This is a genomic window from Pseudomonas sp. 8 R 14 (assembly GCF_900005955.1).
Classification (GTDB): domain Bacteria; phylum Pseudomonadota; class Gammaproteobacteria; order Pseudomonadales; family Pseudomonadaceae; genus Aquipseudomonas; species Aquipseudomonas marginalis.
This window is the reverse complement of record NZ_CVTH01000087.1, coordinates 182,436-198,638: the sequence shown is the minus strand read 5'-3', so window position 1 is coordinate 198,638 and position 16,203 is coordinate 182,436. Positions and strand designations below refer to the sequence as shown.

13 protein-coding genes and 2 pseudogenes are annotated in these 16,203 nt (G+C 59.7%); 6 read left to right on the top strand and 9 right to left on the bottom strand.

The genetic code is table 11. The features are described from left to right. Positions 1-25 precede the first annotated feature (25 nt). From BFQ01_RS26475 to BFQ01_RS33510, 3 genes and pseudogenes are all read left to right on the top strand, one after another. The gene (locus BFQ01_RS26475) at positions 26-514 is read left to right on the top strand and encodes a winged helix-turn-helix transcriptional regulator (RefSeq protein ID WP_065927563.1); all 489 of its coding nucleotides are present in this window, start codon (positions 26-28) and stop codon (positions 512-514) included. A gap of 124 nt (positions 515-638) precedes the next feature. Beyond that, positions 639-1,406: pseudogene (locus BFQ01_RS33515) on the top strand (PAS domain-containing protein); the annotation flags it as partial. 3 nt (positions 1,407-1,409) lie between these two features. Further along, positions 1,410-1,994: a methyl-accepting chemotaxis protein gene (locus BFQ01_RS33510; protein ID WP_249226984.1), complete on the top strand. Its 585-nt coding sequence runs from the start codon at positions 1,410-1,412 to the stop codon at positions 1,992-1,994. A gap of 52 nt (positions 1,995-2,046) precedes the next feature. On the opposite strand, the gene BFQ01_RS26465 is transcribed toward BFQ01_RS33510, so the two are convergent. Together BFQ01_RS26465 and BFQ01_RS26460 are read right to left on the bottom strand one after the other, a co-directional pair. Further along, positions 2,047-3,369 (bottom strand): OprD family porin, encoded by a 1,323-nt coding sequence (locus BFQ01_RS26465; RefSeq protein ID WP_065927561.1) that lies wholly within the window; start codon positions 3,367-3,369, stop codon positions 2,047-2,049. Positions 3,370-3,745: 376 nt separating this feature from the next. Continuing rightward, positions 3,746-4,615, bottom strand: a complete 870-nt coding sequence (locus BFQ01_RS26460; protein ID WP_065927560.1) for an isocitrate lyase/PEP mutase family protein — start codon at positions 4,613-4,615, stop codon at positions 3,746-3,748. 301 nt (positions 4,616-4,916) lie between these two features. Between BFQ01_RS26460 and BFQ01_RS26455 the strand changes: the two genes are divergently transcribed. Further along, positions 4,917-5,873: an ABC transporter substrate-binding protein gene (locus BFQ01_RS26455; protein ID WP_065927559.1), complete on the top strand. Its 957-nt coding sequence runs from the start codon at positions 4,917-4,919 to the stop codon at positions 5,871-5,873. 22 nt (positions 5,874-5,895) lie between these two features. Beyond that, positions 5,896-7,221: an LLM class flavin-dependent oxidoreductase gene (locus tag BFQ01_RS26450; RefSeq protein WP_065927558.1), complete on the top strand. Its 1,326-nt coding sequence runs from the start codon at positions 5,896-5,898 to the stop codon at positions 7,219-7,221. Positions 7,222-7,255: 34 nt separating this feature from the next. Here BFQ01_RS26450 and BFQ01_RS33505 read toward each other — a convergent pair whose 3' ends face one another. The 6 genes and pseudogenes from BFQ01_RS33505 to BFQ01_RS26425 form a co-directional block, all read right to left on the bottom strand. Continuing rightward, positions 7,256-8,011 (bottom strand): methyl-accepting chemotaxis protein, encoded by a 756-nt coding sequence (locus BFQ01_RS33505; protein ID WP_370671279.1) that lies wholly within the window; start codon positions 8,009-8,011, stop codon positions 7,256-7,258. 102 nt (positions 8,012-8,113) lie between these two features. Then, positions 8,114-8,902: pseudogene (locus tag BFQ01_RS33500) on the bottom strand (cache domain-containing protein); the annotation flags it as partial. Between the two features lie 83 nt (positions 8,903-8,985). Continuing rightward, the gene (locus BFQ01_RS26440; RefSeq protein ID WP_370671278.1) at positions 8,986-10,230 is read right to left on the bottom strand and encodes an OprD family porin; all 1,245 of its coding nucleotides are present in this window, start codon (positions 10,228-10,230) and stop codon (positions 8,986-8,988) included. 100 nt (positions 10,231-10,330) lie between these two features. After that, positions 10,331-11,635: a CitMHS family transporter gene (locus BFQ01_RS26435; protein ID WP_065927555.1), complete on the bottom strand. Its 1,305-nt coding sequence runs from the start codon at positions 11,633-11,635 to the stop codon at positions 10,331-10,333. Between the two features lie 135 nt (positions 11,636-11,770). After that, a complete protein-coding gene (locus BFQ01_RS26430) occupies positions 11,771-13,084 on the bottom strand; it encodes a dicarboxylate/amino acid:cation symporter (protein ID WP_065927554.1) in 1,314 nt (437 codons plus the stop codon). 44 nt (positions 13,085-13,128) lie between these two features. Continuing rightward, positions 13,129-14,211: a 4-oxalomesaconate tautomerase gene (locus tag BFQ01_RS26425; RefSeq protein ID WP_065927553.1), complete on the bottom strand. Its 1,083-nt coding sequence runs from the start codon at positions 14,209-14,211 to the stop codon at positions 13,129-13,131. Positions 14,212-14,376: 165 nt separating this feature from the next. Here BFQ01_RS26425 and BFQ01_RS26420 point away from each other — a divergent pair, with 165 nt between their 5' ends. After that, on the top strand, positions 14,377-15,267 hold the full coding sequence (locus BFQ01_RS26420) for a LysR family transcriptional regulator (protein WP_027605835.1): 891 nt from the start codon (positions 14,377-14,379) through the stop codon (positions 15,265-15,267). Positions 15,268-15,288: 21 nt separating this feature from the next. Here BFQ01_RS26420 and BFQ01_RS26415 read toward each other — a convergent pair whose 3' ends face one another. Next, positions 15,289-16,194, bottom strand: coding sequence for a LysR family transcriptional regulator (locus BFQ01_RS26415; protein WP_027605836.1), 906 nt, complete (start codon positions 16,192-16,194; stop codon positions 15,289-15,291). Positions 16,195-16,203: the final 9 nt, after the last annotated feature.

Below are 16,203 nucleotides of genomic sequence, written 5' to 3'. Positions count from 1 at the left end.
TTTGCACCGGCCCCTAGGAACCTTTATGCAACGCAAGTCCCTGACCCGCGACGAATGCCCCATCGCCCGCAGCCTCGAACGGGTAGGGGAGTGGTGGAGCATCCTGATCATGCGCGACGCGTTGCAGGGGTTGCGCCGCTTCGATGAGTTTTCGCGCAGCCTGGGCATCGCGCCGAACATGCTCACGCGCCGCCTGACAGCGTTGGTGGAGGCGGGGATGCTGGAGCGCAGGGCCTACAGTGAGCGGCCGCCGCGCTATGAATATGTGCCGACCGCCAAGGGCGAGGATTTCCGCATGGTGCTGATGTCGCTGGTGGCGTGGGGCAACCGGCATTACGCCGAAGAAGGCACCAGTGTCGAGTTGGTCGAGCGGGACACCGGGCGGCCGGTGCAGCCGATGTTGGCGAGTGCAGAGGGACACATCGTGCCGTTGGAGGACTGTGTGTTGCAGGCCGGCCCGGCGGCCAGTACCGGTATGCGGGAGCGCTTGGCTTCGCTTGCCGCAAAGCCTTGAATCCTGCGGGCTCAAGCAATAATTTGACGCCAGAAAATAATCCTGCTGCGCCCCTTAAAGTCGCGTATTTCCCAGCCGATAGCGAGTCAAGACACAGGTTTTTCCGCACGGCTGAGGGCTCGTCATGTTCAATACAACACTCAAAACCGAACTGGCGGCCAGGACGGCCGAAGTCACCGAGTACAAAGGACTGATCAGCGCCCTGGAACGCTCCATGGCGGTAGTCGAATTCGACCTCAACGGCAAGGTCCTGCGTGCCAACGATAACTTCCTGAAAACCCTGGGCTACAGTCGCGACCAATTGGCGAGCAAATCCCACCGGGACTTTTGCTTGCCGGCGCTGACCAACAGCCCCGCCTACAGCCAGTTCTGGGGTGAGCTCAAGTCCGGTAAGTTCGTATCGGGCACCTTCAAGCGCGTGGATGCCCACGGCAAGACCGTCTGGCTGGAAGCCAGCTACAACCCGGTGCTGGATGAGCGTGGCCAAGTGCTGAAAGTGGTCAAGTACGCCCTGGATGTCACCGCCAAAGTCGAACAGGAGGCGGCGACCCGCAGCAAACTGGCCGCAGTGGATCGGGCAATGGCAGTGATCGAGTTCGACTTGAACGGTCAGGTGCTGGACGCCAACGAGAACTTTCTGCACGTCATGGGCTATACGCTGGCCGAAATCAAAGGCAAGCACCACCGCCTGTTTTGCGAACCCAGCCTGATCAACAGCAGCGAGTACACCGACTTCTGGCGACGCTTGAACAACGGTGAATTTTTCACCGGGCAATTCAAACGTCTAGGCAAGCATGGCCGTGTCGCGTGGCTGGAGGCCAGTTACAACCCGGTCTACGACGGCGACGGCACGCTGATCAAGATCGTCAAGTTTGCCAGTGACATCACTGAACGCGTGGAAAAGTTCGAGGAAGACTCACGCGGCGCCTCCCGGGCCTACCATATTTCCTCCGAGACCGAGCGGTTTGCCGAGCACGGTACCCAGGTGATCCAGGATACGGCGACAGAGATGCGCCGGATCGCCGAGAACATCGGCGCATCGGCGCGTCTGGTCGGGCAATTGGGCGAGCGCTCCGAGCAAATTACCGCCATCGTCAATACCATTCGAGGCATCGCCGACCAAACCAACCTGTTGGCCCTCAACGCGGCCATCGAGGCTGCCCGTGCGGGCGACCAAGGGCGTGGTTTTGCCGTGGTGGCCGATGAGGTCAGGCAGTTGGCGGGGCGTACCAGCCGCTCTACCGCGGAAATCGCCGAGATGATTGGCATGATCCTGTCGGAAACCCGCGACGCGGTGGCCAGCATGAGCTCCACCCAAGAGGGCGCGCAACGCGGTGTGAACCTGGCGGACCAGGCGGGTTCGGTGATTTTGCAGATTCGCACCAGCACCAGTGATGCGGTGCAGGCTGTGAGTATGTTTGCGTCGAAACTGGATGAGTCGGAAGTGATTCCGAAAACTGCCGTCGGCTGGGTAGGCTGATCGCGTTTTAGGCGTGGAGAGGGAGCCATTCCCTCTCCTGACAAAGCTCCCTTTACAGCAAGGTGAACGGGTAGTCGACGATCACCCGTAGCTCATTCAAGTCACCATCGCGCTGGTCGGCGTTGGACGCCACGATGGCATCACGCACGCGCAACGACAGGTTTTTTGCCGGGCCACTCTGGATCACATATTTGGCCTCCACGTCCGTCTCGTGATGGGCGCCGTCGGCACCGTAATCGCCGGCATAGGCGCTGTTGACCGGGGTGTGGGTGCCGTTGATGTCCGAACCGTTGATATAACGGCTCATGAAACTCAACCCCGGCACGCCATAACTGGCCATGTTCAAGTCATAACGAATCCCCCACGACTGCTCGCCCGGCCCGTTGAAGTCGCCCCACTGCACCGAGTTGGCCAGGAACACCGAATCGCCACCTTCACCCGCGCCGTTGTTACCGGTGCCGATGTAGTCAAAGGGCGTGTCGCCGTGCACCTTCTGGAACGACAGCGTCAGCGTGTGCGCCTGCAGGAACGAATAGGCCGCCGCCACCGAGTAGGTGGTGTCGTTGATCGCGCCGGCCTTGGCGGCGCCGGTGTCGAGGGTGCGGTACAGGTTGCCGTCCAGGGCCAGGGATTGGTCATGGGGAAGGGCGATGACGTAGTTGAGGTTGGTGTAGTACTGGCGCCAGATGTCTTCCAGTTCGCCGGCATACAGTGTCGCGCTCAGTGACGGGGTGAAGGTGTATTTGCCGCCGACAAAGCTCGCGCTGTTGGCCGCCACGTTGGCGTAGGTGGCGTAAATATCGTGGTCATGGTTGCTGGTCATGCCGCTGTTGGTGCTGGTGAAGTGCCCGGCTTCCAGGTCCAGTCCGCTGATTTCGCTGCTGGTGAGATCAAAGCCGGTGGCGGTCTGCGGCAGCAGGCGGGTGCCGCCGGTGGCGAAGACCGGCGCGGTGGGCTGCATGTCACCGAACTTCAACTGGGTCTTGGAAATTTTGAGTTTCACCGCAGCACCGACGGAACCGTAGGCATTCTCGGGATCGCCGTGCCGATCGGTCGGCAGGTCGCCGGTGCCGGCGTCCGCGTGGGTAGCGTCGAGTTTCAGCGCGCCGTAGGCGTAGGCATCCACGCCAAAGCCGAGGGTGCCCTGGGTGAAGCCCGAGGCGTAGTTGAGCATGGCGCCCTGGGCCCAGTCGCGGTTGTCGGCCTTGCCGCTCGCACGGTCGCGGTCGAAGTAATAGTTGCGCAACAAGCCGGTGACGCTGCTGCCGTCGATAAAACCCTTGGCATCGGCTTGGTCCGTGACGGACTCGGCAAACGCCACGGGGCTGATACTGGCGCACACCGCCAGCGCCAACAGGCTCCACTGTTTAATCATGTTATTAACTTCCCCGGAATAATGAACGCGCACAGAAACGCCGCACTGTCTGGCAGGCGTACACGCTTGTATGGGCAGAATTTTAAAGTGAGGCGTTACGGTTTCTTATTGTCTTCGACGGGTTTGCCGAAGCTGACTCCAGGCAGATTTTGCGCGGCCTGCAGGTGTGCCGGGGATGAAACTCGATTAATTAAACTTCACTATTTTTAATCGGCGGGAGGTGTAGCGTGGGGACTGTCTTAGCCGCTCTGCTTCGACAATACCCTTTGGTTGCCGCCGTAGTTGCTACGGCGGATTTTTTTCCATGGGGAGTTTTTAAGTTGAACTAACAAGGGCGAGGGCGCTGGAGTAATTGGCCCCTTACTCCACGCAGTTATTACTCTTCCACGTCCATGAACTCCTTGGCCCACGCCACGTAACTTTCAGGCAGCGTGTAGGTATGGGTCAGTTCCGTCGCACTGAGGTTCGAGGTGCTGTGGGTCAGCTGGCGCTGGGCACGGAGGCTGTCGTAAGTAGCCTTGATCGCCGCAAAGTACGCGCCATGGCCGGCAACCACCACGCGCACGCCCAAATCCGCCAAACGCTGGGCGTCGTTGAGCTTGGGATTGCCGTAGGTCACCAGCATCAGCGGCACGGTGAGGTTTTCCGCGATCTTCTCCAGGTGCTCGAAGTCGCTGACACCCACCATGCAGATGCCGTCGGCACCGGCTTTCTGATAAGCCCGGGTGCGCTCGATCACCGCTTCGGTGGACAACACGCCGGCGTTGGTCCGGGCGATGATCGACAGTTCAGGATCGACACGGGCTTCCAGGGCGGCGCGGACCTTGCCGATGCCTTCCTGGATGGAAATCAGGTCGGTGGATTTACGCCCGAATTGTGCAGGCAGCAGCGTGTCTTCAATCGTCAATGCCGCGACGCCGGCGCGCTCAAGCTCTTCGACGGTGCGCATCACGTTGAGTGCATTGCCGTAACCGTGGTCGGCATCGGCAATAAAAGGCAACTGGGCGACGCGGCCGATACGGGTGGCCTGCTCGACGAACTCACTCAGCGTGATCAAGGCAAAATCGGGCGCCGCCAATACCTGCAACGACGCGACTGACCCTCCCAGGATACCCACCTCAAACCCCAGGTCTGCCGCGATACGGGCGGACATGGGGTCGAATACGGAAGCGGTTTCAACGCAGCTCGGCTTGGCCAGCAATTCGCGGAAGTTGCGGCGCAGCGTCGAATGAGATTTTTTGGGCATGTTCTTTCCTGGCTCTGGTCATCGTCACGTGACGATCTATGTCTATTCGTGGTCGCGCGAGATTACCATGCAGGCGGGTCGGGGATTATGACGTTTGAGCATGGGGTATGCTGGAAACAGATGGTGCATGCCGGCCTTAAAATGCTTATTTCGCATTATTATAGAATTACGTTATGCATTATAAGAAGTTTACAGCGGCCGATCCGGTCCTTATGGTGTGGGCAGATTATTCCTGTGAACACTATCGAGACCGTACGCGCGGATCGACTTGAACGGCCTGACAAGGCATCTGGAGACGAACGTGCGTTACCTGACGAGACTGGCGGCCGGGTTGGCGGCCGTATTGCTGTGCCTGACCGCGAATGCGCAAACGCTGGTGGTGGGCGACCAAAGCTACAACGCCCAGGCCGCGATGGAAGCGGCGGGGGTGCTTGAAAACCTGCCCTATACCCTTGAATGGAAGCAGTTCACTGCCGGGTCGCCGGTTGCCGAAGCACTCAACGTCGGCAGCCTGGACATTGGCTTGCTGGGTGATGCGCCCGTGCTGTTCCTGGGCGCATTAGGCGCGCCCATCAAAGTGATTGCGGTCAGTCGGCAAAATCTCGACGGCGTGGCCATTCTGGTGAAAAAGGATTCGCCGATCAGGAGCCTTGCGGATCTCGCGGGCAAACGTGCGGCCATCTGGAAAGGCTCCTGGAGCCAGCAACTGCTGTTGACTGCGCTGGATAAAGCCGGCGTGCCACGAGACTCACTGGAGTTGCGCTACCTCAGCGCGCTGGACGCCTCCCATGCGTTGGAAGGCGGTTCGGTGGACGTTATCGCCACCTGGGAACCTTACGTTACGCAGCAGGAACGCCAAGGTGCGCGGGTGCTCGCGACGGCTGACGGATTGATTCCGGCCCAGAGCTTCATTGCAGCCAACGCCCGTGCCGTCGAAGCCAAGCGTGTGCAGATCAGCGATTTTCTCCTGCGCCTGAAAAAGGCGCGTGACTGGGCTCGCCAAACCCCGGCCAACACCGACGCCTATGCCGATGCGTGGGCCAGGCGTACGCGTGCGGACGCCGGTATAGCGCGCGCCTGGTTTGCCCGCGCGCGCACCACCGTCGAGCCGGTGACTGCCCAGTCGCCAGCAGAGGCGCAAAAAACCGTGGACTTTTTTGCTGGCCAAGGGCTGGTCAAACCGTACCCGGCAGCCAATCTGTTCGATCAGTCATTCGCGGCGTCCTTGCAGCCAGCCGTCGCTGATAACCAGCCGTGAGGCGTCAAGGAATACTCTGGACATGACCAACAGACAGCTCAAACTGGGTGCCTTGACGATGGGCAGTGGCGGGCCGGGTCGCCATAACCTGTGGCTCGATCCTCAATTACCGGCCGACGCCAGCGTCAACGTCGATTGGTACATCGATATTGCGCGTCAGGCCGAGGCGGCGTTGTTCGACTTGATGTTTATCGTCGACAGCCAGTTCATCACACCGGGGTCGCCCTCCCATTATCTGAATCGGCTGGAACCGCTGACGCTGCTCTCGGCACTGGCTGTGAGCACACGCCATATAGGCTTGGTCGGTACGCTGACCACCTCTTACAACTCGCCCTACAATGTTGCGCGGCGCCTGGCTTCACTGGACCTGATCAGCAAAGGTCGTGCGGGATGGAACGTGGTGACCAGCGGCGATGCCGGCACGGCAGGCAACTACAGCCGGGACGAACACTACGATTACGACACGCGCTACGGCCGAGCGGCTGAACACGTCCAGGTTGTGCAGGGCTTGTGGAACTCCTACGAGGAAGATGCCTTCGTGCGCGACCGGGCGACCGGGCAGTTTCTCGACCCGAGCAAACTGCATCGCCTGAATCACCAGGGCGAGCACTTTTCGGTGGTCGGCCCGCTGAACATCCAACGCTCACCCCAAGGCCAGCCGGTGATATTCCAGGCCGGTGATTCGCCGCAGGGGCGCGAGCTGGGTGCCGCCACCGCCGATGTGATCTTTACCCATGCCGCCAGTATCGAGCAGGGCCAGGCTTTCTACCGCGATATAAAGGGCAGGGCAGCACAAAGGGGGCGCGACCCGGAGCAGATACTGGTCATGCCTGGCGCTGAAATTTACGTCGGCGACACGGATGAGCACGCCCGTGAAATCGAGCAGCACTACCATCAGGTCGACCACAGCTTTGAACTCGCACTGAAGGAATTTGGACGTAACTTTGGCTGGCATGATTTCAGCCAGTACGACCTCGATGCGCCGTTTCCCCAGGCAAGCCTCGAGTCTGCGCGCAGCAGCTTTTTTACCGCAGCCAAACGGATTGCCGATCAGGCTCGCGAGAAAGGTTTCACGTTGCGCCAGGCCGTAGAGTTTGGTCGCCAACTGCGTCCCGGCGCATTCGTGGGCACTGCTGACACGGTCGCGCAGAAAATGGCCGACTGGTTCGAGGCCCGCGCCGTGGATGGCTTCAACATCTACATCGGGCACCCCGAGCAATTCAAGCGTTTTACCCAAGACGTCATACCGTTATTGCAGGCGCGTGGCGTGTATCGCAAAGCGTATGAAGGGACGACCTTGCGCGAAAGCCTGGGGTTGCCGATTCCGCGCTTTGAGCGCCGCAGTTAGTGCCTCAACGCCCGGCGCACAGAAAACACAGTGGTTAAATCTTGAATTGCCTCAACAGGCCTTCCAGGCGATGACCGATGGCGTACAGCTCATCGACCGTGTGTACGCCGCTTTGGGTCTGGTCTGCGACGTTTTCAATCGCGCGGGCTATCTGGTGGACGCTGCGATTGATGGCCTCTGCAACCGACGTCTGCTCTTGCGCGGCGCTGGCGATGTGCGCGTTCATGGTGTTGATGGTAACGATCAACTCGACCGCCTTGCCCAGCGACTGCCCGGCTTGTCCAGCGTGCAGGCTGGCGCCATGACCTGCTGCGCCGGAGTGACTCATTGCAGTGACGACCTTGGTGGTGGCCTGGTCAAGGCGCTCGATCATCGCTTGAATTTCCTGGGTGCTGAGTTGCGTCCGGCTTGCCAGCGCGCGTACTTCGTCGGCAACCACGGCAAATCCGCGACCTGCATCCCCGGCCCGGGCGGCTTCGATCGCGGCGTTGAGTGCGAGAAGGTTGGTTTGCTCGGCGATCGAGCGGATTACATCCAGCACCGTGACAATGCCTGCTACATCGCCTTGCAGGCTTTTCAGCGAGGCGCCTCCCGCGGACAGGTCCTCGGTCAGGCTTCCCAACCGGGTGATGCTTTCATTGACGACCTGCCTGGCGTGCTGGGCCTGCACATCGGTTTCGCCCGCTGCCTCTGAAGCGCTCTGGGCACTGTTGGCGACCTCTTGCGCCGCAGATGACATCTGATTGATTGCTGCAGCGACTTGATCGGTTTCCTGGCGTTGCTGTTCCATGACCTGATCGATGCATTTGCTCTGTTCGGCCACCTGGGTCACGGATGTATTCAATTCTCTGGCCATGCCGACGATCTGGCCGACCAGCCCATGAATCTTATCGGCGAAGGCATTGAACGACACGGCCACCTGGCCGAACTCGTCGCGGCTGATGGGTAAGCGCCGTGTCAGATCGCCTTCGCCCGCGGCGATCTCATCGAGGTGCTCGCGAATCCGCGACAGGGGACGCAGGCTGCTTTTAACCATTAACACTGCGAGCACACCGGTGATCCCGAGCGCAATCAAGGCAATGACGGTTATCCCGTAGACCAGGCTGCGCACACGCTGATGGATTTCCCCTCGTACTTGGGCAACCTGGCTTTCGATTCGGTCGAGATTGATCGCGGTGACCACGACCATGTCCCAAGCTGGCAGGTAAAAGCTGTAAGCCAGCTTGGGAGCGACTTTATCCGTATTGATCAGGGCCCCCGAATAGTTGACGAAGTGGCTGTCGTTCTTCGCTGCGGCAACCATTTCCCGATTCAGGTAAATCCCGTTCTTGTCTTTGCGGTCACTCATGTTGGTGCCGACGCCTTCACTGCTGTCACCACGAAACAGGCGCACGACCTGACTGTCGTAACCGATAAAATAGCCGTCGTCCCCATACTTCATTTTCGACAGTCGCGCGATCGCCAGCGCACGCGTTGCGGTGTCCCCCGTCTCGGCCTGCGCATACAGCTCCGCTACCGAGGTTCGGGCAAGGTTGGCGTAGTCTTTCAAGCGTTCCCGGCTTTCATCCAGCAGGCGTTTCCGGGTCGCCGTGACTTCCTGCTCGGCGCTCGACAGCAAGGTGGTGCTCGTTGTCAGCGCCAGCACCGTGGACAACAGCACCACCGGAGTCAGCACCAGCATCAGTACTTTGTTTTTAAACAGCATGCGTGGGGTTCCTCACCTGAATCTGTAGGAAAGCGGCCGCAAGGGCCGCGATCGTCGACTTACCAAAGGGCAATGTCATAGGTGAGGTAGAGGCGATTACTGTCGCGGCCGCGGGAGAACTCAGAGCGGTAGACATAGTTGCGCATGCGTACGCCCAGGCCCTTGAACGTGCCGGCTTGCACAACGTAAGCCAGCTCGGTATCCCGCTCCCATTCCTTGACTGTGGTGGTGGACTTGCCGTCATTGCCGCTCAGGTAGCGCGTTGAGAAGGTCAGGCCGGGCACGCCGACGGCGGCGAAGTTGTAGCCATAGTTGAGCATCCAGGTCTTCTCGTCCTCCTCAATGAATTTGCCGATGCCGGCATTACTGAACGAGTAGACGGTCGCGCCGCTGATGTAGGGTAATCCGGCATCACCGCGAAGGGCCTGGTAGCCGCCACCGAGGGTATGGCCTGAGATCACGTAGGACAACTGGCCGCTGAACATGTCATTGTCGATTTTGCCTGCGTAGGCCGAGCCGCTATCAACGCTGTTGAAGTAGCGCAGGTCGCTGGTCAGCACGCCGCCGGCCAGCGGCAGGTCATGCTGGATGCCAGCGAAGTTCTGTCGGTAGAAGTGCTCGAGTTCCCCGTAGAAATAACTCAAGCGCAGGTTTTTGCCCCATTTGTACTCAGCCCCGGCGTAGTTGAAATCTCCGGATTTTTCCCCGCTGTAGCCATCAGGCACGATCGGCACGCTGTTGGTGGAGTCGCGCAGTTTGAAACGGTCCAGATGCCCGCCGGTCACGGTCAGGTTCTCGATGTCGCTGCTGCTGACCTGGGTGCCCTGGTAGGTCTGGGGCAACAAGCGCGCATCGTTGTAAATCAACACCGGCGTCTTGGGCAGCAAGGTGCCGTACTTGACAGTGGTTTTGGCGAACCTGGCTTTTGCCGTAGCGCCGGCGCTGGCAAACTCGCCGGCCGCCCGCCCGTCATCATGCACCGGCATGAGCCCGGTGCCACTGCGCCCGCGCCCTGAATCGAGCTTTACCCCATAGAGCCCCAGGGCGTCCACGCCGAAGCCGAGGGGGCCCGCAGTAAATCCGGACTGATAGTCCAGCAGAAATCCCTGGGCCCACTCGGTGCGTTCGCTTTTTGCCGTTCTGGCGGCCCGCGCACTCAAGCCGTGCTCGTCGCGAAAGTTCTCGTTGAAATACACATTGCGCAGTTGCAGCTTGAGCTTGCTGTCATCAATAAAACCTTCGGCGTTGGCCGCCGCGACGGGTACCAGGCCTAACGCGCAAAACAAAGCTCGACGGGTATACATAGGGTTCATGGCAAATGACTCGTTGTTGTTATTTGGGGTACAGGTCGGCACGCGCCTCGTGAGTGACGCGCGCTGGAAGGCAGCAGGGGTTATGGGTGGATCAGGTGAACAGGCTGATGGCCCCGGTCAACAAGGCCAGGGCGGTAACGACCAGGGAAGTCAGCACGGCCCATTTGACGGTGGCCTTCTGGAAGTCGCCGATATCGCGATCGACCATGCCCACCAGCAACAGGGTCGAGGCCACCAGCGGACTCATGAGGTGAACAGGCTGGCCCAGGATCGAGGCGCGGGCGATTTCGACCGGGTCGATGCCATAAGCGGCGGCGGCATTGGCCAGGATCGGCACCACGCCAAAATAGTAGGCGTCATTGGACAGTACAAAGGTCAGCGGCATGCTGGTGATCGCAACCACCAACGGAAACAGGTGGCCCCAGGATGGCGGGATCCAGTCGACAAGGGTCTGTGCCAGGGCATCCACCATCTTTGTACCGGAAAAGATCCCGGCAAAGATCCCGGCGGCAAATACCAGCAACACCACGGTCATGGCGTTGCCCGAGTGCGCCAGGATGCGTTCTTTCTGAATGTCCAATTGCGGGTAGTTGATCATCAGCGCGAGCACGAAGCCGATCAGGAACAGGATCGCGGAATGCATCAGCCCCATCACCAGTGCCACCATCACCGCGATCACCAGCACCAGATTGACATAGGCCAGCTTCGGACGTTTGTGGGGCGTGTCCTCGAGAATCGCATCGATGTAGCAATCGCCGCCGCCGCTTTGCAGTTGCACGTTGCCGATACGCTTGCGCTCTGCGCGACCCAGTATGAAGGCCGTGAAGATCACCCACAGGGCACCGCCGATCATGGTCGGCAGCAACGGCACGAAGTACTCGCCGGCATCCAGGCCCAGCGCGGCAATAGCCCGTGTCGCAGGGCCGCCCCAGGGAGTCATGCCACTCATGATGCTCAGCGACAGCATGGAGAGGGTCGCCAGGATCATCGGGTTCATGCCGATGCGTTTATACAGCGGCAGCATTGCGGCGCAGGTGATCATGTAGGTCGTTGTGCCGTCGCCGTCGAGCGCTACCAGCAACGACAGCAGGGCCGTGCCCACGGCGATCTTCATCGGGTCGCCATTGACCCTCTTCAGGATTTTGCGGATCAGCGGGTCGAACAGGCCTGCGTCGATCATCAGGCCGAAGAACAGGATCGCAAACAGCAGCAACGCGGCAGACGGGGCGACCATTTTCAGGCCGTCGAGCATCATCTTGCCGGTGGTGCCGCCAAAGCCGCCGATCACCGCGAAGACGATGGGAACCACGGTGAGCGCGACGATGGGCGACAAACGCTTTGTCATGATGAGATAGGTGAATACGACCACCATGGCCAAGCCAAGGAAAGCGAGCATAGGACGATTCTCTTGTTGTTATCGTAAAAATGGCTGACGCCGAGGCGCACGCGCCCTGACCCGCCGGGCGGCACAACGCGCCTGGCGGGGAGGGGGGGGCAGTCAAGTCAGGGGGGAAGCGTTATCCGGTTGTCTCTAGACGCGTTTGGCGTCCTTCAGGTCGTCCCAGGCTTTTCCCGGTGCGGCAGAAGATTTTGCGTCGAGCATCCGGTTCAGCGTTTCGCGGTGGCAGGCATTTTCAGACATCGAAATCACCACCGTCGCTACCGCGTTACTGGCCAGGCTGGTCAGGGCGCGGGCTTCAGACATGAAGCGGTCAACACCGATCAGCAATGCCAGGCCGGCCAATGGGATGTCGTGAATGACCGTCAGGGTCGAGGCCAGTGCCACGAACCCGCTGCCGGTAACCCCGGCGGCGCCTTTGGAGGACAGCAGCATGATCGCCAGCATGGTGATGATCTGCGTCAGGCTCAGATCAATGTTGCAGGCCTGGGCAATGAAAATCGCCGCCAACGACAGGTAGATGGCCGTGCCGTCCAGGTTGAACGAGTAGCCGGTGGGCAGCACCAGGCCGACGACGCCTTTTTTGCAGCCCAGTGCCTCGAGTTTCTCCAGCATGCGCGGCATCACCGGTTCCGTGGAGGAGGTGCCGAGTACCACCAGAAACTCTTCCCGAAAGTAGCGCAGCAGCTTCCACAGGCTGAAACCGTTGGCGCGGCAAATGCTGCCCAGTACCACGAAGACGAAAAAGCCGCAGGCGATGTACAAGGTCATGATCAACTTCGCCAGCGAACCCAGCGAGGTGATGCCGTACTGGCCGACAGTGAACGCCAAGGCCCCGAAAGCGCCGACCGGTGCAAAACGCATCAGGTAGGAAAAGATCTTGAAGACCATTTGCGAGGCGGATTCGAGCACGTCGAGTACCGGTTTGCCACGCTCGCCCAGCGACGACAAGGCAAAGCCGGACAACACCGCGATAAACAGCACCGGCAACACTTCACCTTTACTGAAGGCGCCGATAAACGTCTCGGGAATGATGTGCATGAAAAACTCCACCACCCCAAGCTTTGCGGCCGACTCCGTGTACTGGGCCAATCCTTTGGTGCTCAGCTGGCTGGGATCGATGTTCATGCCGGCGCCCGGCTGGAACACGTACACCGCGACCAGGCCAATCACCAGGCTGATCACCGTGAGGACGAAGAACAACAGCATGGTTTTGCCCAGCAGGCGCCCGAGGGAGCGCTTGTCGCTCATCCCTGCGATGCCGGTGACGATGGTGCAGAACACCACGGGCGCAATCATCATCTTGATCAGTTTGATGAACGCGTCACCCAGGGGCTTGAGTGCAATGGCCTGCTGGGCCCAGAAATGCCCGACCACGATGCCGAGCGCCACGGCGCAGAGGATCTGGAAGTAGAGCGATTTAACAACTTTCATGGCATCACCCATTTTTAGAATTGTGCGGATGCAAAAATGCCAACGACTATCGGAATTTATCCGGCAAGGCGCTGCGAGTCAGTGGCGTAGACGTAGCCGGAGAAAAGCCTGCGGGCGGTGCGTACGACTGAAGCCTGAATTGTCTCACCGTTGACGCCGGTGTAGGACAATACGACATCAATCCCGCCGCTCGGGTGTTCGATACGCACCGCTTCTAGGCGCGGCGTACTGATCCCGCCGAGCATCTGCGCGACGATGCTGCCTTCGATCACACACGCAGTGGCCAAACCAATCGAGCCCGTAATGGCGAGCGCGCGGTGGCAGTTGTGCGGCATGAAGTAACGAACCTGGAGCGTGCCCCCCGCTTTCGCGGGCGAAACCAGTACCGGCTTGGGAATCACTTTGTCGCTGACATCGCCCAGGCCCATGGCCAGGCCGGCCTGCAGCCGCAGCGTCTCAAGGCGTCGCAGGAATTCCTTATCGGCGTCCAGTTCCGCCGGGCTCTCATCGCCACGCTTGCCCAGTTGGCTGGCTTCGACAAGCACCATGGGCATTGCCATGTCGATACAGGTCACCGCAATGCCATCGATCACGTCCTGCGTGTTACCGGTGGGAAAGAGCTTGCCTGTCTTGCTGCCGGCTGCGTCGAGGAACGTCAGTTGCACCGGTGCCGCCGTACCGGGCACGCCATCAATGGCGGTATCGCCCTCGTAACTGACTTTGCCATCCGGCGTGTACACGTCGGAGTGAATAAAGGTGCCGGTATTTAGGTTGCGAATGCGCACACGGGTGCGCTCCGGGGTGCCTTTGACCAGACCCTGCTCGACGGCGAACGGGCCCACCGCGCACAGCATGTTGCCGCAGTTGGGTGCGCTGTCGACCCTGCGTTGTGAAACCATCACTTGAACGAACAGGTAATCAACGTCCGCATCCGGGTGCAGCGAAGGGCTGACAATCGCAACCTTGCTGGTTTGCGGGCTGCCACCGCCGATGCCGTCGATCTCCAGTTCATGACCGGAGCCCATCAGGTTGAGCAGCAGTTCGTCGCGGGCTTCAACGGCGGCGGGCAAATCCCAGTCGAGAAAAACCGGACCTTTCGAGGTGCCGCCGCGCATCAGCACACAGGGAATTCTTTGCATGATACTGACTCTTGTTGATCAATCGGTGTAATTGATGTTCTTGGAGCAAGAGTCTCAAGCTTTAAAAAATGTTTCAAATGCAAATATTGAAGAGATTATTGCGTTTTGCGAATGATAAATTTACGCTGAGTTTCCTTTTGACGCCTTGTACGGGTGAGATAAGACATGGAATATGAGCTGAATGACATTCGATCCTTCGTGAAAATCGCTGAACTTGGCAGTTTTCACGAAGCAGCCGATGCCTTGCACCTGTCTCAGCCGGCACTCAGTCGCCGAATTAAAAAACTGGAAGAGGGGTTGGGCACCTCGTTGCTGGATCGCACCACGCGTAAGGTCAGCCTCACGAGCGTCGGTCGTGACTTTCTTCCAAAGGCACGTCGGTTGCTGGATGACTTCGATGAGTCGATTCTCAATATCCGTGAGCTGGCCGAACGCCAGATTGGCCGGGTAACCCTGGCGTGTATCCCTACTGCGGCTTTCTATTTCTTGCCGTCAGTCATTCGTCTGTATAACGAGCGCTACCCAAAAATCCGCATCCGCCTGCTGGATTTGAGTGCCAATGAGGGGCTTGAAGCGGTGCTGCGGGGGGAGGCCGACTTCGGGATCAACATGATGAGTGGGCAGCATCCAGACATTGAGTTCGTGCCCCTGGTCAGCGAGCCTTTCGTATTGGCGTGCAGGCGTGATCATGAGTTGGCTGGACGCAGTTCGGTCACCTGGTCCGAATTGAGCGATTACCGCCTGATCGGGGTAGGGCGCCTGAGCGGCAACCGCATGTTGCTCGATCACGCGCTGTCTGGCCTGAGTTGGCGGCCGCAATGGTTCTACGAGGTCCAGCACCTCTCGACTTCGCTGGGCCTGGTGGAGGCCGGCCTGGGGGTTTCGGCGATGCCGAGCCTGGCCATGCCGGCTGAAGATCATCCAACCTTGGTCAGCGTCCCGTTGATCGAGCCGGTTGTGAACCGCTCCTTGGGCCTGGTTTACCGCCGGGGAGCATCGCTTTCGCCGGCGGCGGAAAAATTCGTCTCGATACTGCTTGAACAGTGGCCTCAATGAGCCATACGGCTGGTTTTTTTCTCAAACACGCCGCGGCTCGTCCTCGACAATCTTGCGCATCAGGCTCAGGTAGCGACTCGCTGCCAGCCCCAGGGGACGGTTCTTTACCCAGATGATATCGACCCATAGCCGCATCTGACTCGGCATGTTGTCAAACACCACCTCCGTCAATGCGCCCGAACTGATCAGAGGTTGTACCAACGGCTGTGGAAGATAAGCCCAGCCCAATCCTTGCTGGACCAGATCCAGCGTTGCCAGGTAATTGTCGCTGTGCCAAATCCGCCGTGACAGCACAACACGTGGATCAGAGTCTGTAGGCCCTCCAGTAGCCACGATGATCTGCCGGACGTTGACCAGTTGCTCTTCACTCAAGGGGCTTTTCTTGCCGGCGGCCGCAGGATGATCCGGAGAGGCAACGGCTACCAACAATTGGCTCCCCGCTTCAAGAAACGTCTCCCGCTCGTCAAGCCCTGGTCGTTCAAATCCAAGGGCCAATTGCACCCGCCCTTCATGGAGCATGCGCATCGCCTCCGGATGGGACGCGGAGCGAATCTCGATTTCAAGCGTGGGAAACTCCCTGGCGATAATGGACAGCGGACGATTCCATACGCCTGTCTGCAACTCCGGCGCCATCGCAAGGACCAAGCGCTCCTCCAACCCCTGATGAAGCTGGAGCGCATGGGCGTCCAGCAGGTTTAACTGGCTGGCGACCTGTCGTGCCTGGGGCTCAAGTGCTTTGGCGGCTGCCGTAGGAATGGCTTTGCGGGTTGATCGGTCAAAAAGCAATAAATCCAGCTCGGCTTCAAGCTGCGACACCGCCATGTTGATGGCCGAGGGTACCCGCCCCAATTTGCGTGCGGCGGCAGAGAAGGAGCCGCTGTCGACAACCGCAAGGAAAACTTTCAGTGACTCACTGGTGAACGCCATGGCAGTTGT